Source organism: Tenacibaculum xiamenense, from assembly GCF_964513065.1.
Taxonomy (GTDB): Bacteria; Bacteroidota; Bacteroidia; order Flavobacteriales; family Flavobacteriaceae; genus Polaribacter; species Polaribacter xiamenense.
Map to the genome: position 1 here is coordinate 558,935 of NZ_CAZEQU010000033.1, position 26,466 is coordinate 585,400.

Below are 26,466 nucleotides of genomic sequence, written 5' to 3' on the forward strand. Positions count from 1 at the left end.
TCTAAAAATTTAATAACTAGAGATTTAAACTTGATTTTTTGTTCAACTGTAACAAATCCCAAAGATTTCCATATAAGTCTTTAAACACTGCAACCGTACCGTATTCAGCCTCCTTAGGCTCTCTTACAAACTCAATTCCTTTGGATAGCATTTCGTTATAATCACGCCAGAAATCATCTGTATTTAAAAAAAGAAAAACTCTTCCACCTGATTGATTTCCAATAAAACTTTCCTGTTCTTCATTGGATGCTCTCGCCAATAAAATAGTAGTTCCTGTTGAGTTAGGAGGTGCTACTACTACCCATCTTTTATCTTGCTCTGGTATATAGGTATCCTCTATCAATTCAAAATGAAGTTTCTTCGTATAAAACTCAATAGCTTCATCATAATCTTTAACAACTAATGCAACATGAACGATTGATTGTTTCATTTTTTTGAATCTTAAATTAGCCTATTAATTTAGTGATTATTCGTAATTGACAATAAAAATAATTATCAAACTAGATTTGCCTCCTTTTATAATCTCAACTATTTGTTTTAAGACATAGTGAGGTTCCGAAAAAAAATCGAAATAACGCTATAAGTTTTGTAATTATAAATTGTAAACCTAACCTAGTATAAAATTATCAGCAACATATTCATTAGCTTCTTTTAAACTAGTAAATATTTTGTCTGCTGCTTCCAATTTAAAATGTAATTCTTTTTCGCTCTGAATTGCAAAACAAGTTAATCCTGCCGCCTTTGCCGCTTTCACTCCATTCTGTGTATCCTCAAAAACAATAACTTCGGAAGATTTAACTTTTGATTTTTCAAGTGCTTGTAGATAGCATTCTGGATTGGGTTTACTATTTTCAACATCATCAAAAGTTACGGTAAAACTAAAATCATCCTTAAAATCCTTCTTCGTAAAAAAAATCTCTACACTTCTAAGTGGACTTGCGGTAACAATTCCCAAAATAAGTCCCTTTTCTTTATATTTTTTTATTGACTCCTCCGCATAAGGCATTAATATTGGATCATGTGTATTTTGATGACGAACAACTAATTCTTCTATTCTTTCGGTTAACTCCGAAGGAGATATTTCTAAACCGTACTTCTTAACTGTTTTTTCAGAATTAATATCCGTTGGTACACCGGCATAATTCAAAAAATAATCAGATTCTTCAAGGTTTACGCCAACTTCATTCAACACTTCTACAAAACATCGATAATGGAAAATCTCCGAATTAACAATGGTTCCATCAAAATCAAAAAATACAGCTTTTAAATTTCTTTTCATTAATACTTATTTATTTTATAATCACTTCATATCTATATCAAATAGATACTTAATCATCAGATTTTACTCTGAGTACATTCTCTGAAGAATATTTTTTATCTAGTTCTTTACGAATAACTTTGAGTTTCGACTCAAGCTCTTGAAAGTTAATTTCACCATTGAGCAATTCCATTTCAAAATCTAACATCGCTATCATCTCCTCAAGAGTCTTCAGATAATATTCAACGGTTCCATAACTTGATAACTTCCTTAGGTTTATCAAACAATTATAAATAGCGCCGTGAGAATATTCTGATATATTTCTTGAAACTAATTCATTCACTATAATACCTTCCAATAAATCAGGATATGGAATGGGATTATTCGTTTTTAAATTTTCAACAGACTCTTTTGTATAGTTTACAGTATCTTTTTCTATAGACGACAAAGTCTCATTGAGACTTTTACTATATTCGAACGTATTATTAAGAATTCTTTTTGAAGTTTGTAATAACTTGACCGTATCTTCTTTCTCTTTTTTTCTGACTTCTGAGTTTGTTAACCATATTGCCATTAACACTCCAAATAACGTTGCTACTAATGTTAAAATAAATGATACCCAATCACTTTGAGTAATCTTTGGTTTTCTTAGTTTAAACTTCATAAATACTAATCTTGAATTTATTGCAATAACAGACGATATATTTTGCTTTCTCTTTTCAAATATAAGCCCAAACTAAGATAAAAAGTCAATTCATTTTCCAATTAACAAACAAAAATAAATTACATAAAAAAAAGGTTAATTTTCAATATAATCCATAACAAAAACATCATATTCGGTTAAAATAGTTTAAAAAATGTAAAGATAATTTTGTAAAACAAACCCCAAACATTGATAAAATGAGATCTTTTTTTAATTTGAGTTTGTTGCTTATGGTTATTCAAACATTTGCTCAAACTCCCTTCCAAATTACAAAAATTGAAAGACCTTTTACAACAGAGAGAAAAGGCATGAAACAAAACAATTACGACTGGTCAAAAACCCCTTTTCTACATGGAGTTGCCTCTGGAGATCCGTTATTTGATCGTGTTATTATCTGGACACGCATTACCCAATCAACCCCTGATGAAGACATTACAGTATTTTGGGAGATTGCTTCAGATGCAAATTTTAAACACGTTGTAAACTCTGGTTATACGAATACCAATAGTGGTCAGGATTACACGGTAAAAGTTGATGCAGATCAATTAAATGAGAACACTTCCTACTATTATCGATTTAAAGTAGATAATACCTACTCAGTAACTGGAAAAACAAGAACAGCTCCAAAATCAACCAAGGAAGTTGAAAATTTGCGTTTTGCAATTGTTTCTTGCTCAAATTATCAAGCAGGTTATTTTAATGCCTATCAAAACATTGCGAATCGTTCAGATATTGATGCAGTTATCCATTTGGGCGATTATATTTACGAATATAAAAAAGGTGGTTACGGTTACTCAAGTAGTCGACCAGATCGAGGTCATGAGCCCAAGCATGAAATTGTTACTTTAGAAGATTATCGTGTACGTTATTCGTACTATCGCTTAGATCCCAACTTACAAGATATTCATCAACAACACCCATTCATTACCGTATGGGATGATCATGAATTTGCCAACGACGCCCATAAAGATGGTGCAGAAAATCATGATGACAGTGAAGGTGATTGGAATGAAAGAAAAAGGAACGCCAAAAAAGCCTATTTCGAATGGTTACCAGTTCGCGAAAACAGTGAGGATAGCAAAAGAATTTACAGGAAAATATCGTATGGAAAACTATTGGATCTTTTTATGGTTGATACTCGTATTGAAGGTAGAACCAAACAAATGGGATTGGGTCGTGGAACTACTTCAAAAGAATTCCTTGCTTTAGCCAACTCCAAAAAGGATAAATTGGAATGGGCAACCTACAATATGGTAGAAGATTCTTATAGAAATAACCTTAGCCATAATGAAAAAATTACCATGGCAAATTACATTGCTAAAGCTTTAAAAATTGAACTTGAAGGCAAAAGTAAAACCATGAGTCGATCAAAAGTCTTTTCAGATTCTGAAATTAAAGAAATTGAGTTTCTAATGAATAAAGCCGAAAAGAATATTCAGCACAAACTAAGTCTCCGATTAACTCAAAATCGTTCCTCACGCTCTATTCTTGGCGATCAGCAAAAAACTTGGTTAAAAAATGGTTTAAGTCAAAGTGATGCAACATGGAAAGTGATAGGTAACCAAGTAATGATGGCTCCTTTTGGCTTAAAAATTAACAGATTTAGTAACTCTTGGTACTCATTCTTGATTCCTAGTTGGATGAAAAAGTGGCATCAATTAAATAAAGATGACTGGAATTTTTATCTGGATGAAAAGAATGAAATGCTTGATTATATTAAAAACAACTCCAATAACATAGCTGTGTTAACAGGTGATATTCATATGATGTTTGCCTCGCAAATAGAAAGAAACGGAAATTGTATTGTTCCTGAGTTTACTACTCCAAGTGTTACTTCTCCTAATTTAGATATGCTACCTGATTGGGTTATCTGGCTATTAGAAAAACTTACAAACACTACTGCCGATGCCGAATTGATAGAAGACAATCCACATATCAAAAGAGCTCATACTACCGCACACGGATATTATATTTTAGATATTAGAAAAAATCAAATACAAGCCGATTGGTACTTTATAAACACAAAAGAACGTGTTGATCCAAGTGCATATTTTAAAGTTGGATTTAAAAATGAGTTAAATCAATGCGGACTTATAAACTCTCCAAAAACAACTGGTGAAGATAGAGGAAGTTATGTTGCTGATAATTCATCAGCAAAAAATACTAAAACAGTTGAGCAATTCTCTTTACTAGGAGTATATTCCGATGTTAAAGAGAAAAACATTAATGTACATTACGGTTTCAATAAAACAGATAAGTTAACTGTTCAAATATTTGATATTCAAGGTCAGTTAGTAAAAACTGTGTTCAAAGATCGTTCTCACGAAGAAGGTCTATACAACTTAAAGTTATTTTTGAATAATTTAAAATCTGGATTTTACCTAGTTCGCGCCACTAATGGGCTACAAAACTTTGGGAGAAAAGTATTTTTAAAATAATCTTACTTAAAAAAGGAAAAGCGAACTACTCGAGTAGTTCGCTTTTTTATATTCTCAAATAAAGTTAAGCCATCGCACTAATAATATCATATTTTGTGATAATATGATATTTACCATTGCTTAAATCGACTAAAACAGCCTGATTATCCTTATTAATAAGTTTTGAAACATTATCAATTGAAGTATCTTTCTTTACAATTGGATATTCTTTTCTCATAATAACTTTAATCGGCTTTTCTGCAATATTTTTATCTTCTAGATAACTATGCAATAAGGTACTTTCATCAACAGATCCAACGAAACCATTGCTATCTTTCACAGGAATTTGAGAAATTTTAAACTCTCTCATTCTTTCAATGGCATGACTTACCAATTCTTCTGTTTGTACTGTCACTAAAGGCTTGTCAATATGCGAACGCACTAAATCTTCTGCGGTAGTAATTTCTTCTTCTAAGAAACCTCTATCTCGCATCCAATCGTCATTAAACATTTTACCTACATATCTACTTCCATGATCGTGAAATAAAACTACAACAACATCTTCAGGTTTAAATTCATCTTTCAATTGTAATAAACCTTTGATTGCCGCTCCAGCAGAGTTCCCTACAAAAATACCCTCTTCTTTTGCTATTTTTCTGGTATAAACAGCGGCATCTTTATCTGTTACCTTGGTAAAACCATCAATCAAACTAAAATCCACATTTTTAGGTAAAATATCTTCTCCAATTCCTTCAGTGATGTATGGATAGATTTCATTTTCATCAAAAATACCCGTTTCATGATATTTTTTAAACACCGATCCGTAGGTATCAATTCCCCAAATTTTAATATTTGGATTTTTCTCTTTTAAAAACTTCGCTGTTCCAGAAATGGTTCCACCTGTTCCCACTCCAACAACAAAATGTGTAATTTTACCTTCTGTTTGTTCCCAAATTTCAGGTCCAGTTTGTTCGTAGTGGGCTACGGCGTTTGAAGGATTGTCATATTGATTTACGTACCAAGAATTAGGCGTTTCTTCACCCAACCTTTTTGAAACAGAATAATAAGACCTTGGATCTTCTGGCTCTACGTTTGTAGGACAAACAATTACTTCTGCTCCTACCGCTCTTAAAATATCCATTTTCTCTTTCGATTGTTTATCAGATATTACAAAAACACATTTATATCCTTTTACAATAGCGGCTAAAGCCAATCCCATTCCTGTATTTCCTGAAGTACCTTCTATAATAGTTCCTCCTGGTTTTAGTCGTCCATCAGCCTCTGCATCTTCAATCATTTTTAAAGCCATGCGGTCTTTTACAGAATTCCCAGGATTGAAGGTTTCAACCTTTGCTAAGACCAAAGCATCTATTTCTTTGGTAACAGAATTTAACTTGACCAAAGGTGTATTACCAATGGTTTCAAGTATATTTTTTGAATAGTTCATTATAAGTTATCAGTTTACACTTACAAATTAACGAAAACTTATGTTGAACTCAAGACTGATTTTTTGTGTTTTCTAAGAAATGATGTTAAAATTTTCTTTTATTCATTTTTAAGTTCTCTCTGAACAAAAATTTATTAATCATCTTCAGTTATACCATGCTAGGCAAACTTAATAGATTTAGATGGTTTTATTTTAGTGATTATATAAGATGGAATAATCAGCATTAGAAAACATAATATCAAGGTTCCAATATTAAGCAATAAGATAGAAAGAATATCTAATGAAACAGGTATGGTTGATACATAATAGTTTTCAGGATCTAACGTAATGAACTTTCCATATTTTTGAATTGCTAAAAGTGTAATCGCTATTATATTTCCGTAGAGTAATCCTTTTAATATCAAATATGAAGCGTTGTATAAAAACACTTTTCTGATACTCCAATTAGGACTTCCCAAAGCTTTTAACACTCCTACCATTTGTACTTGTTCTAATATCAATACCAGTAAAGCCGTTACCATGTTGATTCCGGCTACCAAAATCATAATTCCAATAATTACCCACACATTATTATCAAGAATATCTAACCAGTTAAAAATTAGCGGATAATTTTCTGCGATGGTAGCGCTGTTTAATGTTACTGGAATTGAACTATAAATTTCATCTCCTTTCAGCGCCAAATCGTCAAAATTATCTATTAGCACCTCAAAACCACCAATCTCATTTTCATTCCATTTATTTAAACGTTGTACTTCTCGAATATCACCGATTAGCATTGTTTTATCAAACTGCTCAAAGCCCGTATTATATATTCCAACAATAATAGGTTTTCTTTGGGCAAACTTATTCTTATGCTTTTCTGCGTTAAAAACTATTTGAATAGTATCTTGTAACTTTAAATGCAAACGATCGGCTATTGATTGAGAAATTAAAATTTCCTTATTTCTTTTCAATGAAAAATCAGGCAATCTTCCTTCTTTTAGGTATTCTTCAAAAAAAGTAAAATCATAATCACTTGTAACTCCTTTAAAAATAACACCCTCAAAATCCGTCTCAGTTCTAATAACTCCAAATTTATTGGCAAATACCTGAACGTTTTTTACCCCTTCAATATTTTCAAACTTAGGGTAAAACGGTTGATTCTTCTCTATGGAAGCTAATGAAACTTCGGAATTATTATTGTCGTAATTTACAATTTGAACATGTCCTTTAAAACCAGACATCTTATCTCTAATTTTCTTCTGAAACCCCGAACCAATAGACACTGCAATTAACATAACTGTAATTCCCAAAGTAATGGCAATTGTAGCAATTTTTATTATTGGTGATGATATACTATTTTTATACCCTTTGCCAGCAATTATTCTTTTGGCAATAAATAATTCGAAATTCAAAAGTTATGATTTTAAAGTACTCCAAAAGTACATATTTATTATTGTTTTTTTCTATCTGTTTTAAACTTGTTTCTTGTGCGCAACAATCCACAAAAAAAGCTCAACCAGAAAAAAAAACACCCAAAATATTAAAGACTGGTGCCAATAGAACCGAACTATATCTTGATTTACTGAAAAATAAGAACGTTGCTATTGTAGCAAATCAAACCTCGACTATTGAAATATTACAGCGAAAGGAAATTTCAACTAATGTAATGGGGTCTGAAAAAGTTAGTAAGCATTTAGTTGATTATTTACATTCAAATAAGAATATCAATGTGCAAAGGGTATTTGCTCCTGAACATGGTTTTAGAGGAAAAGCAGATGCAGGAGAAACGGTAAAAGATGGTGTTGATACCAAAACTGGTCTTTCCATTATATCTTTGTATGGTAAAAATAAAAAACCTTATCCCGAGCAACTAAAAGATATAGATGTTGTGGTTTTTGATATTCAGGATGTAGGTGCTCGTTTTTACACCTATATTTCCACTTTGCACTATGTCATGGAAGCTTGTGCCGAGGCCAAAATTCCTGTAATTTTATTAGATCGCCCAAACCCAAATGGGTATTATATTGATGGCCCTGTACTTGAAATGAAACATAAAAGTTTCGTCGGAATGCACCCAGTTCCTATTGTTTATGGAATGACAATTGGTGAATATGGTAAAATGATTAATGGAGAACATTGGTTAGAAAATGGTATTCAATGCGATTTAACTGTAGTTCCTTTAGAAAATTACACGCACGATACAAAATATAGTTTACCTATTAAACCATCACCGAATTTACCAAATGATATTTCAATAAACCTATATCCTAGCTTATGCTTTTTCGAAGGAACTAACGTTTCTGTTGGAAGAGGTACTTCCGAACAATTTCAAATAGTCGGTAGCCCTTTTTATAATTTAGACAGATATACACATGAGTTTACTCCTGTTCCTAATGAAGGAGCAAAATATCCTAAGCATAAAGATAAGATATGTTACGGGTACGATTTAAGAGATGTTAAGGCTCTGGACAAAATAGATCTTACATGGTTGATTGATTTTTATAATGGACATAAAAACCATTCAAAAGAAAAGGAATTCTTTAATACTTTCTTTGTTAAACTGGCGGGGACCGAAAGATTAAAAGAACAAATTAAAAAAGGTTTAACATCCGATGAAATAAGAAGCTCATGGAAACAAAAGATCAAAGAATTCCAATTAAAAAGAGAAAAGTATTTACTATATGAATAATAGAATAAAATTTTAAAGAGAGTTATCTTTTTAATGTAAAAGCCGAAGAGTATTCTTCGGCTTTTTTAACTACCAAACATGAAAAAAGTTACTGAACAGTATAAACCGCTTTAGATACTTCAGATACACTAAAATATCCATGGCAATAGTTATCCTTATTCGTAACATTAACAATATTTCCTTTTAATTTGACGGGAATTGCTTGAAAAGGGCTCCCTCCCTGCCCTGAACTGTATTGATTAATTAAAATATTCATATACACATAATATTGTCGAGATATACCTTGATGTATAATAGAAACTACATCATCCTTTCTTAGCTCCTCATTTTCATTAGTGTCTTCATCGTCAATTTTTTCCCAAGTTTCTTTAATTAAGTTACCATTTATAAACTCATCTTTGGTTAAATCGTAAGTAGTAAATAAATCTCTCTGAGATTTAAAACCTGTTAAATAGTAGTTTTCTTCGTCGGCAGCATCTTGATAAAAGAATTTAACCTCTAAAACTTCATCATCTTGCCCTTCCGATAGTGATTGAGAAATATCTTGAATTTCTGGCACCATCATTAGTCTTTCAACTCCTTCATAAACCTCTTCTTTGTATACAATTCGTATTAAATAATCATGATTAGCATTGGGTTCAAAACTGGTTGTTTTGTAAGAACCATTTTCATCATGGGTAAAGCTATACGTCTCATTAATAGTTGTATTAACTATGCGCACTGTAGCATCTGTTACAGGTTTTCTTTCATTTACATTGTAGTATGGTGTAGTAAGACTTAGTTTTACTTCTTGCTCGTTCCCTGTTGTATTCTTTTCCCATAATATGTTAGCTTCAACAACCAATCTTTCTTCTCCTTCAGGTAACTTCATCTCAATAACTTCTGTGCACGAAATTACTGTGAAAACAATGGTCAATAGGAACAGGAACTTCTTATATATATATTTCATTTGTTTCTTTTTATTTGTATTCAACTCGATGTTCATAATTCATTTAAATTAACTCTTAACTATTGAGTTATTATTAAAATTTAAAATTGTAAGATAAAGATGGTACAATGCCAAAAATGGATGTTTTAGTAGCTTCATTACGTCCTGTTGATGCATTTTGACCAAAGCTAATATCTTGGGCATTATTTCGATTGTAAACATTGTAAATACCAAACTTCCATTCGCCTCTCCATCTTCTATTCGGATCTATTCTTGGTGTATAGGTTGCAGAAATATCAAGACGATGGTAATCTGGAAGACGGCTACTGTTTCTGTCTCCATAAGTAGCTATTGACAATCCTAAATAATTGTATTGACCATTAGGTACAGTTAAAGGACGTCCAGTTTGATACACCAAGTTTCCTCCAAAAGTCCACTTTTCACTTAGTTTGTAAGTTCCTGTTAATGAAAAATCATGTGGACGATCAAAGTTCACGTTATACCATTCTCCTCCATTAATTCCTGGTCCTCCAGCGGCTCCACCAGGAGTTTGTTGCTCCGATTTTGAAAGTGTATATGCCAACCAGCCTTGAAAACTTCCTCTATTTTTTCTTAATAAAAATTCAATTCCATAAGATCGCATTTTACCATTTAGAATCTCTGTTTCTATATTGTTGTTTCCTATTAAATCTGATCCATCTATATAATCGATTCTATTATCAATAGTTTTATAGTAAGTTTCTATTTCTAAAGAATAATCATTATCCAAAAAATTTCTGAAGTATCCAACAGCATATTGATTTGACATTTGTGGTTTAACAAAATTACCACTTGGTGCCCAAACATCTACTGGGTTAATTGTGGTTGTATTTGATAATAAATGTAAGTATTGTGCTGTTCTTGCATAACTTGCCTTTACGGAAGAATTTTCATTTAATTCATACGACAAGGCCAATCTAGGCTCGAAATTATAATATGATTTCATAGAAGAGGTTTTGCCAATTACCTGACCTCTTTCATATTTTTCTAATAACTCATTATAAACAACTGCCAATCCATCTTTATAAACATTTAAGTCTTCTGTATGGAATCTATGAAAACTAGAAAATCGTATTCCATATGATACTCTGAACCTATCTGTTAATGTTTGGTTCACGTCAACATACATAGCATTTTCTAAAGCACTCTTTTTATCTAATTGTAATGGGTTGATCGGTGATGAATCGGTAGATGGCTTTATCTCTCCTGGATTAAAATCATGAAGTGTAGTGTTAAATCCAAAATTAAATTTAAATCTTTCCGATAGGTAATACTTAAAATCGTATCGAATATTTGCATTCTCAATATATGCTTTCCAGTCTAAATCAATTCCATTAAGAAGAATACTATAATCGTAATTACTATAAATGAAGGATAAATTAGAGAAAAGCTTATCATTAAAAATATGATTCCATCTTAGATTAGCGATTGTATTTCCATAATCGGTTGCTACAAAATTGGTATTAAAATAATCTCTTCCAATATAAGACGATAAATACAATCGGTTGTTTTCATTCAATTCGTAGTTAGTTTTGAAATTTACATCATAAAAAGAAGCTTTGTTATCACCTGTAATGAATAAGTGGGCATAAGATGCACGTCCTGCCAACAACATTGATCCTTTTTTGTTAAACATTGGAGTTTCCATTGTCAATTTACTCGACACTACTCCAATTCCACCATTTAATGTAAATCGCTTGCTATTCCCATCTTTTTGACGAACATCAAGCACGGAAGACACTCTTCCACCAAACTCGGCTGGAATACTTCCTTTGTAAAGCTTAACATCTTTAATAGCGTCAGAGTTAAATATAGATACAAAACCAAGCAAATGCGCCGTGTTAAAAATCGTAGCCTCATCTAAAAGAACCAAATTCTGGTCAGCGGCTCCTCCTCTAACATTAAAACCACTAGACCCTTCTCCTCCATTGGTAACACCGGGTAAACTTTGTATAGATTTTAAAATGTCAGGCTCACCCAATACTACTGGTATTTTTTCAATTTCCTTAATTTGAAGTTTTGACACTCCCATTTGAGGTGATCGAATATTGGCTTTTTTAGATTTCCCTCCTTCAATGACAACCTCCGATAATTGTGTAGACTCAGGCTCTGGTTCAAAATTTAATGTAATGTTTGCATCTCCATTAATTTGCTTATAGATGGTTTTGTAACCAACAAAACTCACTATGATTGTATTTTTTCCTTTAGGAAGTGTAATTGAATAAAATCCATATTCATTGGTCATACTTCCAATTGTCGTCCCCTCGACATAAATACTAGCTCCAAAAATATTTTCTCCATTTTGCTTGTCCTTAACAGTTCCCCTTACTGTTATATTTTGTGCAGTGACAAACGCTGGGATTAACAATAAACATATTGCAAAAAATCTCTTCATTAATTTTACTTTTAAGTTTAATTACTGGGACAAAATTGAAGTATTAAAAGGTTAAAATCGACCCAACCTATCGGCTAGAATGCAAAAGAGGTTCGAACGGATAAGTTCGAACCTCTTTTACTTATTAAAAATCAATTAATTACGAATTAATGTAATCTTTGGGAGTTTTCCCTGTAATTAACTTGAAATGTTTGTTAAATGTAGACTTAGATTTAAATCCACAATTTAATGCCATTGCAAGAATTGTAAGGTTTTTGTTCTCTGGAGCTTTATGAATTTGTAAAAATTCGTTAACACGTAAAGTATTTATATAGTTATAGAAGTTTTTATTTTCTCTTTCATTAATTACTTGAGATAAATGATTCGATTTTACCTCTAAGTTCTTTGCCAATTCAGTTAATGTTAGCTCATTATTTAAAAATAGCTTTTCTATTTCCATTCTCGACCTCAATAAACCATAAATAGTATCTGACATTTCGGTTGTTAGCCCAGATTTTACATATTGTCTTTTTACATCGTTAATATGGATTTCATTCTCGGTACTTTCCTCATTAATAACATTTGAAATTGGTAATGATAAATTTAGCTCTTCTTTATGCTGGTTTTGAGAAGTAAAAATGGTCATTTGATTGATACCAAAAAAACCGATAAAAAGAACAAAAAGAACAACTAAAGAAAAAATTATAGCAGGATTATCAGTTAAAAACACCGATAACCAAATAATTAACAAACCTATTGTTAAGTTTTTTAACCAGATTAGCTCTTTATTATCTGTATTTGAAAACCTGTGTAGTATGTTCTTTTTATGCTCTTCTATCAAAAACAACGTTGCCACACAATAAGCAAAACCAGAAATAATGACAAAAATTGTATTTAAATAGTCATACCAATCATAATCATGATTTGTACGCTTTACAACAATGTTAATTTTTGTTTCATCATCCATTATAAAAAACGGTATTGATGTAACTAATAAAATCAAAGCAGGAATTAAATGTACGAGTGTTTCCTTCAGAGATAAGCCATTTCCAGTAATACTTCTAGCATAAAAATAAAGAAACACGCTTTGTAAAATCGGAAAAGTAAAATCAACACCTATTAAATAAGGCATTTCTATCATTAATTCACTATCTCTTAAATGAAAAAAAAATAGATGTACCGCTATTAAGCAAAGCCAATAACTGAGTATTCTATCTGATCTGGTTTTGTCTTTTTTTAAAATGAGTAATATCACTAAAAAAATAGCAATGAATATTCCGAACTTAAAAAACATGGGGGATTTTCTTAAAAGGTAAAGGTTATAATAATAATCAAATATCTACTTTGAGCTCAGTTGGATATTTACTAATTCAATATCAGAAACTTTTAACAAACTTCCTTCTTCGTATAACTTATCTATCTGATAAAAATCAATATCAATGGTTTTAGGTTTTAAGTTTTGATAATCTAAAAATCTCGTTCCATTAACTTTATGTTCTTTTTTAATATCTCTAAAACGAATTCCACCTCCACTTGTATGATACTTATATGCTAGGTAATCTAATAAAAGAGTTTCCTTATTAAACCAATATAAAAATACATCGTCAAAATCATCTCCCCCACCTTCTTTATTAAATGTGACTTCAATTTTATAATAATCAACTCCTTTAATTGAAACAGTGCCTAACAATTTCTTTTTTACAGCATTATCATTTAAACCATATGGCAAAACAGAGAAATAGTGAACTGAATTCACAGAATTACTCAATTGATTAACTCGTTTATCCGTTAATTCAACTTCTTCACCATTTATAAATCTTCTAAATCCATTATTTGATAAAACATCATTGGTTACTGTACTATCTGTTTTAGCAACTCTACTGTAATTGTAGTTACCATCATTTCTTAAAGCAGCGTAGCTCTTATTTCTAAAATTAAAAGTGAGTTCAGAATTGTTAAGAACCTCCAATCCAGCGTTTTTAATAGAAATATCTACTATTTCCTGAGCTGTGTACTCGGGTTTACAAGAAAGAATTGCAAGAAAAACAGCGAGGTATTTTAAATATTGCATAAATTTTTGTTTGATTTAGTCGATATATAAATGCAAAATTACGAGAAAGTATTGCCTCACATATGATAAAATTGTGTTAATAAAAAAGCTGCTTTGAAGCAGCTTTTATTCATCGGTTAATGTTTCCATAAAGGAAACGAGATCTTTTATTTCCTGATCAGTTAGTTCTAAATTATCAAATGGTAGAGTTTGATTTGGTAAATCAAAACCTAAACCTACTCCCCCGCCTTTATTATAAAAATCAACCACCTCTTCAAGTGTTTCAAAAACACCATTATGCATATAAGGAGAAGTTTTTGCTATATTTCTTATCGTTGGTGTTTTAAAGAAGTGCTTACGTTCTTCGGTTTTAAAACTATAATATCTTCCTAAATCTTCGCTTAATCCACTTTGAGCCAAATTAGGTGTTCCAATAGCCTCCATTTCAGTATCTAAATAGTTTGGAGGCACAGTTCCATTAAAAACTGGTGCAAAATGACAAGTGGCACAAAGCGCTTTCCCCATAAAAAGATTAAATCCGTTTTTCTCGTTTTCCGTTAACGTATTTTCTTCTCCTCTAATGTTTTTATCAAATTTTGAGCTAAAGCCATTTAATGATCTGATATAAGAAGCGATGGCATGTCTTATATTATAAGGTATTCTTTTGTTATCGTATAAGTTATCAATGCTTTTCTTATAGCTTTTATTCTTTAAAACTCTAGCCACAACGGAATCCATAGAAGTATTGAATTCATTATGGTTTTTTACCACTCCAACTACTTGTCCTTCTAAACTTCCAGCTCTTGAATCCATGAAGAACCCTTTTTGATATGCCGTATAGGTTACTGTTGGTGTATTACGTGTTTGATTTTTATCAAAAACTCTTTTACCATCAGTAAATGCCAAATCTTTAATATGACAGCTAGCACATGACATAGTATAATTTTTAGATAAAGAAACATCGTTAAACAATGCCTTACCAAAAGCTATCTTTTCGTTAATTTGAGTAGTATCGCTTTGTAGATCAGAAAAATAATCTTTGTTGAGAGCAGACTCTGAAAATAAGGTATTCATTTCGTTGCTAAGTCCTAACTCAAACGGAAATTGAACCTTCCAATCTTCCTGAACTTCTAATAATAACTTTAACTGAGGATCTGTATGTTCTTTTATAAAATCAAATCGATCAAAAGTATTAAAATCGGATTTCAAAACTTCTTGAGCAACTTCGAAACTTTTAATCATTTTGTTATAAGTATCTACTGAAGAAAATTTTGATTTCTTAAATTTAAGAATGTTCTTTAAAGTTTCATAAGTATAACTAGACTCTAACAATGATTGATTTAAAACAGGAGAATCAAAACCTGTAATTCCCGTGGTAGCTATTCTTGTAATTTGCTCTCTCAGCAACCAAATAATATGGTAATCTTTTAACTGAAGTTTCAAGTTGTTTTTAATTAACTTTAAACGAGCACTGGTTACCTTCACCAAATTCTCAAGAGTCAAGGTATCTAAAGTATCCTCATAAAGTGTTTCTTCGATCACCTGAAAACCAATGGGATTCATCACCTTTAAATCCAAACTTTCTTCTCCTTTTACTATAAGAATATTCGGAGCATTCAACGATTTATAGTTATTCTTATCAGTATGTGCTAAAATTGGTTCTAAAAGCTTGAAATTTTTGCGGGCGCGTTCATATAATTCACGCTTCTTTTCAATAGCTTCTGTTACATTCATACTATCTAAGAATTTCGCAGAAGCCTTTAATTGACTTCCATAGATTTTGGTAATATCCTTTTCAAAAGAATCAACGACATCATACTTTTTCTGTTTTTGACCACATCCTATGGTCAAAAGCAAAAGACATACAAAAATGTATGCCTTAGCCTTTTGAAATATGTACTTCATAAATACTATCTCTCTAATCCAGTAATTATATGTAAAACAGAACCTTCTTTTCTACTATTAGCCACATCTGCATTGGCATTTGGATCAGTAAATGCAGTTCCATCAGCAGGATCCCATCCATGATTTTGAGTAATTACCATAAATGTGTTCTTTCCGTCATTTACAACATCAGTAACATCAATCATACCTGTAATTTCCCAAGCTTTTGTAGTATTTCCATATCCTTTAGAAGCAGCATCTTCTTGATTACACTCTAAAACAACCTTAAGTTCTCCAGTATTTAAATTATATTGGTATAAACGAGCCCAGTGCGTTTTATCAGCTGTATCAAAGTACCCGTTTGGATCTTCTTGGATATAAGCATAGTTTTCAGTTACTAAAATATTATCTGGACTATGGAAGTCTTTAGCTACACCGTCCAATTTATCTCCATCTAACAAACATGTAATTTTTGCTGGTCCAGTTGGATCATTTTCATTTAAAACTACTTTATAAATACGTCCATAAAGAGTTCCTTTTCCAACGAGCCCTGGCTTATTTCTACCTGTAACAGCCATATACAACTCTCTATTATTAGCAGCCGAACCTCTTCTCCAGTCAATATCCTCTAATCTTGAGAATCCCATCACACCTTTTGTTTTACATTCAGTATCTAAAGCTGTAATTTCTCTTTCAGTTAATTCTACGAATTCAGCATCATATGTAGCTCCCTCAGTCATATCCATTTCATAGTTGATACCTGCTGAAGTAACTTTTAAACCATATAATTTACCTCCTTCTAAATCACCTCTATTTCCAACATACATTCCTAATTGTCCTGAAGGCACGCTGTTATTACTGTTATCATCACCAATAAAAACAACCGTTTTATCGGCATAAGCATCTTTACCCAATGCTACTGCATTTTCAGTGGACCATTGTCCCATTGCAGTTAACATAGTAGCGGAACCAGCTTCAGAAGCATTTTTGTTCGTTTCAGTAGCGAAAACTCCTTTTGAAGATCCACCCCATTCACCTCCAGATAAGTATAAAGGTCCAAATCCATGCTCTTGTGGAGTAATTAACGATCCTGAACATTGAGCGGTATTTGCAGTAGCTTCAGCATTTAAAATATATTCTCCAGAAACAGGTCGTAATTTATCATTCAATTTAATTCGAGCTATCGAGTAATCTGCTTCAATATTATTAATAAATGTATACGTACCATCCGCCTCAGCTAATAACCCAGCTCCATCGGCCATAGACCCATACACGAAATCAGGAGTATTCGGTATTACATCTTCCGACGATAAAATTGGCTTTATTTTTAAGTGAGAAAATTCGCCAGTAACTTTTAAAAAGTTTGGTGTTTTTGATGATGCCAAATATAGTGTAGCGTCAGATCCATCTGATCCGTTGGCTCCATCAGCACCATCGATTCCATCTACACCATCTTTTCCGTCAATTCCATCTTGACACCCTACAAATGCAGATAATACCAGTGATAATGATAACAAGGTTAGCTTGTTTACGTTGATTTTTTTCATTGTGTTCGTTTTTGTTATTCTTTACAGGGCAAAACAACACTGATGAAATTATCTAAGTCTTATGAGAAGATTAAGTTCATATAAGTTAAAGGTTAACTAGTTTATTAAATTATAAATAACTAGAACTAATCTAAATAAAGCTTCTAAAAACACTACTATCATAGTATATACATATATTCTTTTAAGAATTACCTATATAAAAGAAAAAAACGTCGGTTTCGACGTTTTTTTAGCCCCTTCATTCATAGGCAATAAAAATTTGTTAAAAGAATCGTTTTGTAATACTCTGCAGTTAAACCTAACTCGCAACAAATAATAAACAATGAGGACGTTTCTGATTCTTAAAACACTTTTTCATAATAATTTTCCCCGACGGCTCCTTGTATTATACTGTCATTGTTTATGTAATATTGTATGTACCGTTTTTGTACACGGCAAAGATATTGGGCTTATTTTTGAAAGTGGTAAGTCAATGACTTACTTTTAGTAAGTCATTGACTTACTTTTTATCCTCAAATGTTAATTTTTGCAGATATTTAGAAAAATGTTCGTTTATATTTAACAAAAAGAATATATTCGCGCTATAATGACAAAAATGAAATTACATATAGCTTATAATGACCAAAGAAGTATTTGGCCATTTTGTGCTCTAGAAGGACTTCTAGTGCAGAAAAACCGACGTTATGTGTATGATATTAATAGATGATAAGACTAAAAATTTAAATACAACAAGCGTCCAAAATATTTTGGACGCTTTTTTTTTTGATATATTTTTTAATTAAATGATGAAAATTTAAAAACATAGTAAATAATTGAGTTTAAGAAATAAACTACTGACTTTAAGAAAGTTGTAACTCAACTAGTTTCTGGATAATTTCCGGGGAGGATTTTTATTGTCTAAAAACACACTTAAACACTTGATTTACAACAATATAAGTCAAAAATAAATTTGGTGGTTTGAAAAATAGTTTTGATATTTGCCCCATCAAATAAAAACAAATAAATAATTATTAAAAACTAAAAACATGCATTTACGAGGAAAATTTGGAAGTAAGTTTGTAATCACAATGATCTCGGATAACACGTTAGAAAAGGATGCTTTTTGGAAACCATTACGTATGAGGCGGTAAACTGCTCATAATATATTGATATTTTCCAAGGCATCTTAGTAAAGATGCCTTTTTTATTGAATTAAACTCAGGTTTTAACAACTATAACACATAATAACATAGTAAAAATGTTAAAATTGGTGAAAAATTTGGAAATATCGTAATTTATCAGTATATTAGAGTATATGAAAAAATAAAAATATTATGAAAAGTTTAAAATTGCACATACTAAATGAAAAAGGACGTTTACTCATCTATAAGGAACGCTTACTAAAATTACGTACACCGTAATCTTTTAACCCAGTATTTTAGGGTTAAGATCAACTAGCGTTCAAACCAAAATTGCAAACGCTTCCTAAATTTATGACAATGTAGAATTTCCTGAAGTCTGTTGTACTCAATAGGCCTTAGTAGTAAAAATGTCTTCAATGTTGTTGGGCAAAATCTGTCCGTAAAATTCTACTAACACACCCATTGCTATGGGGTGTATGGCTATATCGCTGTATCAAAATTTGGCGAGATAAAAATTGATCGAAAATGATTCGATGTTCTGATGCTGCTCATATGCGGCCAGGAAAACTATTGTCAACTATTTAAAATTATTAAGTTATGAAAACGCTAAAAACTATTTTTGTTATGTTATTTCTAATCGTGTTTACAACCTCTTGTACTGATCTTACTGAAGATCTTAAACTACACGATAAACTAAAAAATGAAACAGTAACTACAAAAACAACTCCTAAAACCAATATGAACATGGATACTGGTGATGGTAGTGATGGAGACACTGATAGAGGTTAATTAAATCTATACATTTTATTAAAGTCTTTGGAATATCCAAAGACTTTTTTTTTATTTGTAAGTCATGAACAAAAGACTTCAAACCTTCTTTTTCTTAGTTTTTATTAAATCTGTCCTAATTGACAGCCTCCTAGGTCAAAATACTTTAGACAGTATAAATATATTGATAAAAGAGGCTAAGTCTAGTAAAAATAATATTGAGTTAAGAAAAGACAAATTAGAAAAAGCATACAATCAAACAGTACATATAACCGCTGATTCTATAAGAGCAGATCGTCTTATTGAAATTGCTTATAGATATTATAAATTAAAAGATTCTTATAATTTTTTAAAAATTAACAAAGAAGCGGAAGTAATAGTGAAAAAGCTCAAAAGCAGCTACCTTTTTGCCTATTTATACTGGAACTACTCCTCTTATCATAAAAGAAATTCTAATTTTTTAAAAGCGTATCAATATTTTAACGGTGCTCATCAGTATTTTGACAAAATAGGAGAATCAAAAAATGCGGGTATTATGCTTTATGGTATGGCACAGATTAAAGGTTATTATAAAGATTTCATTGGAAGTGAACAGCTAAATATAAAAGCTATCAAAATATTCAAAGAGCTCAATGATAATGTCAATCTATATAAACTCCATAATCATTTAGGTCTTCTTCAACATGATATAAAGGAATATAATAAAGCCATAGATTATTATAGTAAAGCGCTTGAATTTTATAAAAAAATTCCAAAAAAGTTAAAAAAGAGTAATTACATTGCTGTATTCAACAATATAGGTGATGCATTATTTGAAAAAAAAGAATATAAAAATGCTTTAAAAAATTATCAAAAAGAATTGACTCAACAAACTTTATCAGAAAAAGAATTTGCTCGAGTAATACATAATATTGCTCGTTGCAAGCTTTTCTTAAAGGACACTTTGAAAATTTCAAATGATTTTCATAAGGCACTAGAAATTCGTATGAAGCTAGGAAACAAGACAGATATTCTTCATAGTAAAAAACAAATAGTCGATTTTTATAAATATAGAAAAGATACAATTAATGCTTTGTTTTATGCTAGAGAAGCAAATTTGTTAGCTAAAGATTTAAAAAATGGTGTTGCCTATTTAACCACTCTAAAACAACTTGCGAATCTTGACAAAAAAAATTCAAAAAAATACTTAGATCGCTATATCGAGTTTAATGACAGTTTGGTAAGCTCGGAACGTCGAATGCGTAATAAGTTTACCCGTATAGAATTTGAAACCGATGAATATATTGAAGAAACGGAGCGTTTGTCACAACAACGTATTTGGATTATCGTTACTAGTATTGGTGGAATCCTTATTTTAAGCTTGTTATACTTTTTACGTGTTCAAAAGGTAAACAATGAAAAATTACGTATTGAAGCCGAGCATCAAAAGGCTAATGAGGAAGTGTATGTATTGACCTTACAACAACAAGCCAGAGTTGAAGAAGAGCGTATTAAAGAACGTAACAGAATTTCTGAAGAATTACATGATGGAATTTTGGGGAAATTATTCGGTACTCGTTTTGGATTAGGTTTTTTACCTTTAGAGGGAGATGATGAAACTTTAGAAAAACATCAAAGTTTACTAGATGAATTACAAGATATAGAGAAAGAAATTAGAGATGTATCTCATAAACTGAGCGATAATTTTAATAACACAGATATCAATTTTACGTCTATTATTAAACAATTATTAGAAGATAAAAGTATTATTGGTAAATTTACGCACAGTATTCAGTTTTCTCAGGATATTTCATGGAAAAAAGTTGATGAAATATCCAAGGCTAATATATACAGAATCATACAGGAAGCTTTGCAAAACATAATTAAACATGCAAAAGCGAGTCATGTAAGTTTGAATTTTGAATTGAGCAATAACCAACTTATTACCACAATTAAGGATAATGGTATTGGTTTTGACACAAAAAAAGGCAAAAGAGGAATAGGAATAAAAAATATAAAATCGAGAATTGAAAAATTAAAAGGAAGCATTAAGATAGCGTCGGAAATTAACGTAGGTACGACCCTACAAATAAACACCCCTTACATCAAAAAAGATGGACAATAGACAATTAACTGCTTTAATTATTGATGATCATCCATTAATATCAGAGGCCTATAAAAGTGCCTTTAAGTTTTTTGAAAGTCAAAACAATCCCTATTCGTTTGACATTCATGTTAGACATAATTGCGATGATGCCCGAGAAATTATCCTTCATTATTCCGAAACAAAACAAAATATTGATATCATTTTTCTTGACATGAGGCTCCCTCCTTCTAGCGATGGAAAAATATTATCAGGTGAGGATTTAGGTTTTAAAATCAACGAACTCTTACCTGAATCCAAAATTATTGTTTCAACCACTTTTAACGATAATTACAGAGTTCATAATATTATTCGAAGAATTAATCCAGATGGATTTTTAGTGAAAAATGATATTACTCCGAAAGAATTGGTAACTGCTATTGAGGAAGTGTTAACAACGCCACCTTATTACAGCAAAACGGTAATGAAGATGATTCGTACACAGTTATCTAGTGAATACATTTTAGATGATATCGACAGAAAAATACTATACGAACTCTCTATTGGTAATCGAATGAAAAAATTACCAGAAGTAATTCCACTTTCTTTTGCGGGAATTCAAAAGAGGAAACGACACTTAGCAAAAATATTCGAAGTGGATAGTAACGACGATCGTGAATTAATCTTAGTTGCAAGAGATAAAGGATTTTTATAAAAAGTAAAAACGGGAGCTATTTTACAATAGCTCCCGTTTTTTTTAAATATTATACCTTTCTTAGAAATTATATCCTAGAAAAACTTGAAAAACTCTATTTTTTAAAGTGTTTTCATCACTCTTTACAATATCCGTTACCCCTAAATTATACCTTAAACCAAAGTTAATACCATTTTCTAACTTAGAACCTACCCCGAAATTAACACCAAAATCTATGCTTTCAATATGATCTTTAATATCTCTTTTTTCTTGTGTATCTCCTGGTATTGACTTGTCGTCAATAATTGATTTAGCAGATAATAAAACTCCTATTTGAGGACCAACTTCTACGCTGATTTTTTTTATAAAATAATATTTCAGCATTACCGGAACGTTGAGATAATCTAGACGTGTTTTATCCTCAAAATCCATCATAACAACACCTGTTCCTCCTTTGAATATGGCTACATTTCCCTGTCTAGAAAATAACAGTTCAGGTTGAACTGAGAATTTTTCTGACAACTTAAACTCTACAACACCCCCAAAGTGAAAATTTGTTGATGAATCGAATGATTGTGCTCCGAAGGCATTTTTAATATTCAAATTAGAGAAACTTAATCCTGATTTTGCTCCAAATTCAATGTCTTGTGCGTTTACAGCTAACCCGAAAACCATCAATGTAACAAATAATAACTTTTTCATTTATCTTTTTTAATATAGTTAATTACTTAAATTGAAAACGGGAGCTAATTAAAACTAGCTCCCGTTTATCATATAAAAAAATGTGCTTTCTTCTTAGAAGTATAAAGCGAATCCAATTAATCCTTGGAAAACACCTTCTTGACCATCTTCTAAACCGATGTTATATCTTACAGCTGGCTTGATGCTAACGTTCTCACCTAAGAAATAAGCATAACCTCCTTGTAAACCAAGCCAGTTAGTGCTACCTCCAGTATAAGAAGAACCAGTGAAATCAACTCCTACAGGAATTTGTCCAAGAATATAGTACTCAGCACCGATCTTATAGTTAAATCTATCTGCAGCACCAGTATCAGTATAACCTAAACCAGCTTTAACAGCTAAGTCATCGATTACAAAGTAACCTCCATCTAAACCAACAGACCAAGCAGTATTTCCATCAACTGACGCTAATGAAAAGCTTGTGCTTCCAGTTGTAGCAGAACCTGTGTTAGCTTCAATTACAAATTTCCCCTGAGCAGTTTGACTTGAACTACTTTCTTGTGCATTTGCAGCTAATCCAAATACCATCATAGCTGCTACTAATAATTTTTTCATATTGTTTAATTTACATTTTTGTAGAACAAATGTATGTTGAAATAGGAGATTTATTGCACTTCATCATGTTAAAAAAAGCAAGAAAATCAAGTGTATTTTTAAGTGTTTTTTAACTAGGAAAAATTGGTTATTTAGAACAAGTTATATGAATTTAATTTTCAGTGTTTTAAAAACTCATAAAACAAAAAAAGCAGGGACTCCCCTGCTTTTTACTATATTTTTTTATGAAATTTCTTAAAGAGAAAAAGAATATGTTCCTCCAATTCCGAAAGTTCCTGTGCTTACGCTAACACTTCCTAAAATACCTAAATCCTCAGACCTACTTACAGCAGCATAATTAGCATGTAATGTAATTTTATCAGTTACCTTGTATCCAACCATTGGACGATAATAGAAACCTCCATCGTTACCATCAGGTCTTACACCAATACCATACCCCAAATCAGCTCCAATGATAAACTTATCACTAACACTATAACGAGCGGCAGCGGCCAAAGGTAAAAATGCCACATCTGGTCCTTCTCCGTTAAAATGTAAATAAGAAACAGAAGGTCCTACCTTAAACTTCTCAGAAACATTAAACAGGTAATTTGCTTCAATTGCTCCAGTAACGTCAAATGCGTCACTCGCATCGCCGACAGGTAAACCAATAGTACCTCCAACGTTAAGTTCTCCTTCTTGTGCGTTTGCAGCTAACCCTATAAGCATCATTGCTGCAACCAAAAAATTTTTCATAATTTTTTAAATTTAATTTTACAGAACAAATGTAGCTATTTTCATCAATTTTCCTAACACATTTTGTTAATTTAATCTTAATTTCATAAAAAAAGACAACCATACGGCTGTCTTAATGAAAATAATTCATTTCTAAGATTAAAATTTATATCCAATTCCAACCTGTAAAAAATTACTTTTTAAAGTCGTATCCACTTGGTCTATTCTATTATTTAATCCAAACGAGTATCTAGCAGAGACGTACACATCTTCGCTAAAATCGTACCCCAAACCTGCAGCCGCCCCAACACCAAACGTATTTGTTAACTCTGAAACATCATCCAAAATTAAATCTAACATAGGACCTAGTTGTACGTTAAACCTATCGTTTATATAGTATTTTGCTAAAATTGGCACTGTTAAGAAGTTTGAATCATTTCCGTTAGTATATACAGCTGCGTAATGAAGTTCTGGCTGAATTCCAAACTTATCATTTACCTTATAATCAACAAAAAAACCAACAAAATAACCTGAATCATTGGTAGTAACTACACGGTCTTTCTTTAGCATTTTTTCGGTAAGTTTTCCAGTAGTCATATTATAACCAGCAGTAACACCAAATCTAGTTTCTTGCGCTGCCACAGTTATTCCCAGAAACATTAACGTTGCGACAAATATTTTTTTCATTTTTATATTAAGTTTTCTATAGTGCAAATGTATATTCAAATTATATGGTTTTTCAAGTGTTTCATGTTAAAAGTTGTCATTATTTTACATAAAAAATCAATCCTTATTTTAACTTTTAACGTTAAAAAAAACACCTTAAACATTATCAGGCTTTTAACTTTCTCAAATTATATTTGCCCAAATTGTAAAACAAAAAAAGAGACTCTTTCGAATCTCCTTTTTGATATAGTTTATTTCCTTTAAGACTACCACGCGTAACCTAGACCGAATCCAAAAGTTGGTAAAACACCACTTCCTTTTAAACCATTAATAAAAACAGCATCCTCTGCGTTGTCATCTTCATAATTGAATGAAGAATAAACACCTCCTAGGTTAAGATCTAATGAGAAACCGCTTTCCCATACCCATTGGTATCCAACTCTAACACCTCCATTTATAGATGTAAAATCTGTTTTTGAAGTAGTTACATCCGTAGAAAAAATTGAATTCCAATTATTCTCTACTGAACCAAATTGAAAACTTGCAGAAGCTCCAGCATACCAAGCTTTTAAAGCTTCACTGAAATAATACCTGTACTGAGCTCCAAAACCTTTTGAATCGTACTCTGTACCTCCAAGTTTAAAACCACCAATAGCACCACTAACAGATACAGATGAGTTTTCTCCGATAGCTCTTTCATAAGAAACTAAGTCAGATCCACCCAATAAAGCCAATGGGTTTGCTTTCACAACATTTTTTTGAGCATAAGCAGTAAATCCTACTGCAATCATAGCAATCATAAATAATTTTTTCATTTTTAAATTTTTATATTTGAGCGGCAAAAGTATATTTATTTTTAACATAAAAAACTTCCTTTTACATTTTCTTTAACACTATACATTTAATGAACTGGAAACAAGCTTTATATGATTTTGTAGTTTTTACAAAAATAGAAAGAGGGTTAGCTGAAAACTCAATAAACAGTTATAAAAGGGACATTAAAAAGCTTTTAAAACATCTTGATTTACTGGAAAAAAAGCATTCTCCTACGACAATAGATTCAGAAACAATTAAAGACTTTATATACGAACAAAGCAAACTCATCTCTTCTCGAAGTCAAGCTAGACTAATCTCTGGTTTGAGAAACTTTTTTGATTATTTAGTTTTTGAAGATTATCGGAAAGACAATCCAATGGATCTTATTGAAAGCCCAAATATTTCAAAAAAACTACCAGATACACTCTCGAAAAGTGAAATAGATGCTTTGATTGCAGCAATAGATTTAAGTCATCCTCAAGGTGAAAGAAATAAAACAATTATTGAAACCATTTATAGTTGTGGATTGCGGGTAAGTGAACTTATTAATTTGCAACTATCTGATTTATTTTTTGACGAAGGATTTATAAGAATTTTAGGAAAAGGAAATAAATATCGTTTTGTGCCTATACACCATACAACCATAAAAAGATTGAATTTATATATTGATGAAATTCGATCGGAAACAATACCTATAAAAGACGATGAAGATATTATTTTTCTAAATAGACGAGGGAAGAGATTAACGCGACAAATGATTTTTATTATCCTAAAGGATCTAGCAAAAAAGATAAATCTTAACAAAAAACTTGGCCCCCATACACTACGACACTCTTTTGCAACCTATTTATTACAACACGGAGCCGACTTAAGGGCTATTCAGCAATTATTAGGGCATGAAAGCATTACAACCACTGAAATATATGTTCATCTAGATAAAAAGGATTTAAGAGAAGCTGTTCACAGATTTCACCCTAGAGGGAGTAAAGAAGAACTTTAAGTTTTAGGTAA

22 protein-coding genes are annotated in these 26,466 nt (G+C 31.3%); 6 read left to right on the plus strand and 16 right to left on the minus strand.

All coding sequences use genetic code 11. The annotated features are described in order from the left end of the window. Positions 1-16 precede the first annotated feature (16 nt). The 3 genes from ACKTTV_RS13510 to ACKTTV_RS13520 form a co-directional block, all read right to left on the minus strand. Positions 17-430, minus strand: coding sequence for a VOC family protein (locus tag ACKTTV_RS13510; protein WP_408031375.1), 414 nt, complete (start codon positions 428-430; stop codon positions 17-19). A 177-nt stretch (positions 431-607) separates the two neighbouring features. Continuing rightward, positions 608-1,279, minus strand: coding sequence for an HAD family hydrolase (locus tag ACKTTV_RS13515; protein ID WP_408031376.1), 672 nt, complete (start codon positions 1,277-1,279; stop codon positions 608-610). A 49-nt stretch (positions 1,280-1,328) separates the two neighbouring features. After that, entirely contained in the window at positions 1,329-1,922 is a 594-nt protein-coding gene (locus tag ACKTTV_RS13520) for a hypothetical protein (RefSeq protein ID WP_408031377.1), read from the minus strand. Between the two features lie 236 nt (positions 1,923-2,158). Between ACKTTV_RS13520 and ACKTTV_RS13525 the strand changes: the two genes are divergently transcribed. Continuing rightward, a complete protein-coding gene (locus ACKTTV_RS13525) occupies positions 2,159-4,399 on the plus strand; it encodes an alkaline phosphatase D family protein (RefSeq protein WP_408031378.1) in 2,241 nt (746 codons plus the stop codon). A gap of 64 nt (positions 4,400-4,463) precedes the next feature. Here the strand turns inward: ACKTTV_RS13525 and ACKTTV_RS13530 are convergent, their stop codons facing one another. Together ACKTTV_RS13530 and ACKTTV_RS13535 are read right to left on the minus strand one after the other, a co-directional pair. Then, on the minus strand, positions 4,464-5,825 hold the full coding sequence (locus ACKTTV_RS13530; protein ID WP_408031379.1) for a pyridoxal-phosphate dependent enzyme: 1,362 nt from the start codon (positions 5,823-5,825) through the stop codon (positions 4,464-4,466). 158 nt (positions 5,826-5,983) lie between these two features. Continuing rightward, positions 5,984-7,219, minus strand: coding sequence for an ABC transporter permease (locus ACKTTV_RS13535; RefSeq protein WP_408031380.1), 1,236 nt, complete (start codon positions 7,217-7,219; stop codon positions 5,984-5,986). Positions 7,220-7,224: 5 nt separating this feature from the next. On the opposite strand from ACKTTV_RS13535, the gene ACKTTV_RS13540 reads away from it, so the two are divergent. Then, complete coding sequence (locus ACKTTV_RS13540; RefSeq protein ID WP_408031381.1) at positions 7,225-8,496, plus strand: exo-beta-N-acetylmuramidase NamZ family protein; 1,272 nt, start codon at positions 7,225-7,227, stop codon at positions 8,494-8,496. Between the two features lie 88 nt (positions 8,497-8,584). On the opposite strand, the gene ACKTTV_RS13545 is transcribed toward ACKTTV_RS13540, so the two are convergent. The 6 genes from ACKTTV_RS13545 to ACKTTV_RS13570 form a co-directional block, all read right to left on the minus strand. Beyond that, positions 8,585-9,445: a DUF4249 domain-containing protein gene (locus tag ACKTTV_RS13545; protein ID WP_408031382.1), complete on the minus strand. Its 861-nt coding sequence runs from the start codon at positions 9,443-9,445 to the stop codon at positions 8,585-8,587. A 73-nt stretch (positions 9,446-9,518) separates the two neighbouring features. Next, positions 9,519-11,858, minus strand: coding sequence for a TonB-dependent receptor (locus ACKTTV_RS13550; RefSeq protein ID WP_408031383.1), 2,340 nt, complete (start codon positions 11,856-11,858; stop codon positions 9,519-9,521). A gap of 139 nt (positions 11,859-11,997) precedes the next feature. After that, positions 11,998-13,131: a helix-turn-helix domain-containing protein gene (locus tag ACKTTV_RS13555; protein ID WP_408031384.1), complete on the minus strand. Its 1,134-nt coding sequence runs from the start codon at positions 13,129-13,131 to the stop codon at positions 11,998-12,000. A 45-nt stretch (positions 13,132-13,176) separates the two neighbouring features. Beyond that, a complete protein-coding gene (locus ACKTTV_RS13560) occupies positions 13,177-13,908 on the minus strand; it encodes a DUF6503 family protein (protein ID WP_408031385.1) in 732 nt (243 codons plus the stop codon). Positions 13,909-14,013: 105 nt separating this feature from the next. Further along, positions 14,014-15,792 carry a cytochrome-c peroxidase gene (locus tag ACKTTV_RS13565; protein ID WP_408031386.1) on the minus strand — a complete coding sequence of 593 codons (1,779 nt, stop codon included), beginning with the start codon at positions 15,790-15,792 and terminating at the stop codon, positions 14,014-14,016. A gap of 5 nt (positions 15,793-15,797) precedes the next feature. Beyond that, positions 15,798-17,318 (minus strand): PhoX family protein, encoded by a 1,521-nt coding sequence (locus ACKTTV_RS13570; protein WP_408031387.1) that lies wholly within the window; start codon positions 17,316-17,318, stop codon positions 15,798-15,800. A 1,718-nt stretch (positions 17,319-19,036) separates the two neighbouring features. Here ACKTTV_RS13570 and ACKTTV_RS13575 point away from each other — a divergent pair. The 3 genes from ACKTTV_RS13575 (at position 19,037) to ACKTTV_RS13585 (ending at position 21,984) form a co-directional block, all read left to right on the plus strand. Beyond that, a complete protein-coding gene (locus ACKTTV_RS13575) occupies positions 19,037-19,228 on the plus strand; it encodes a hypothetical protein (RefSeq protein WP_408031388.1) in 192 nt (63 codons plus the stop codon). Between the two features lie 64 nt (positions 19,229-19,292). Further along, entirely contained in the window at positions 19,293-21,311 is a 2,019-nt protein-coding gene (locus ACKTTV_RS13580) for an ATP-binding protein (protein ID WP_408031389.1), read from the plus strand. Continuing rightward, a complete protein-coding gene (locus tag ACKTTV_RS13585) occupies positions 21,301-21,984 on the plus strand; it encodes a response regulator (protein ID WP_408031390.1) in 684 nt (227 codons plus the stop codon). The genes ACKTTV_RS13580 and ACKTTV_RS13585 overlap by 11 nt, the downstream gene beginning before the upstream one ends. Positions 21,985-22,044: 60 nt before the next feature. Here the strand turns inward: ACKTTV_RS13585 and ACKTTV_RS13590 are convergent, their stop codons facing one another. From ACKTTV_RS13590 to ACKTTV_RS13610, 5 genes are all read right to left on the minus strand, one after another. Beyond that, a complete protein-coding gene (locus ACKTTV_RS13590; RefSeq protein WP_408031391.1) occupies positions 22,045-22,665 on the minus strand; it encodes a porin family protein in 621 nt (206 codons plus the stop codon). A gap of 93 nt (positions 22,666-22,758) precedes the next feature. Continuing rightward, positions 22,759-23,259, minus strand: a complete 501-nt coding sequence (locus tag ACKTTV_RS13595) for a hypothetical protein (protein WP_408031392.1) — start codon at positions 23,257-23,259, stop codon at positions 22,759-22,761. Positions 23,260-23,493: 234 nt separating this feature from the next. Further along, positions 23,494-23,994: an outer membrane beta-barrel protein gene (locus ACKTTV_RS13600; protein ID WP_408031393.1), complete on the minus strand. Its 501-nt coding sequence runs from the start codon at positions 23,992-23,994 to the stop codon at positions 23,494-23,496. Positions 23,995-24,132: 138 nt separating this feature from the next. Next, on the minus strand, positions 24,133-24,660 hold the full coding sequence (locus ACKTTV_RS13605; protein ID WP_408031394.1) for a porin family protein: 528 nt from the start codon (positions 24,658-24,660) through the stop codon (positions 24,133-24,135). A gap of 245 nt (positions 24,661-24,905) precedes the next feature. Next, positions 24,906-25,454, minus strand: a complete 549-nt coding sequence (locus ACKTTV_RS13610) for a DUF3575 domain-containing protein (RefSeq protein ID WP_408031395.1) — start codon at positions 25,452-25,454, stop codon at positions 24,906-24,908. 89 nt (positions 25,455-25,543) lie between these two features. Between ACKTTV_RS13610 and xerA the strand changes: the two genes are divergently transcribed. Further along, positions 25,544-26,455, plus strand: coding sequence for a site-specific tyrosine recombinase/integron integrase (gene xerA, locus ACKTTV_RS13615; RefSeq protein WP_408031396.1), 912 nt, complete (start codon positions 25,544-25,546; stop codon positions 26,453-26,455). Positions 26,456-26,466: the final 11 nt, after the last annotated feature.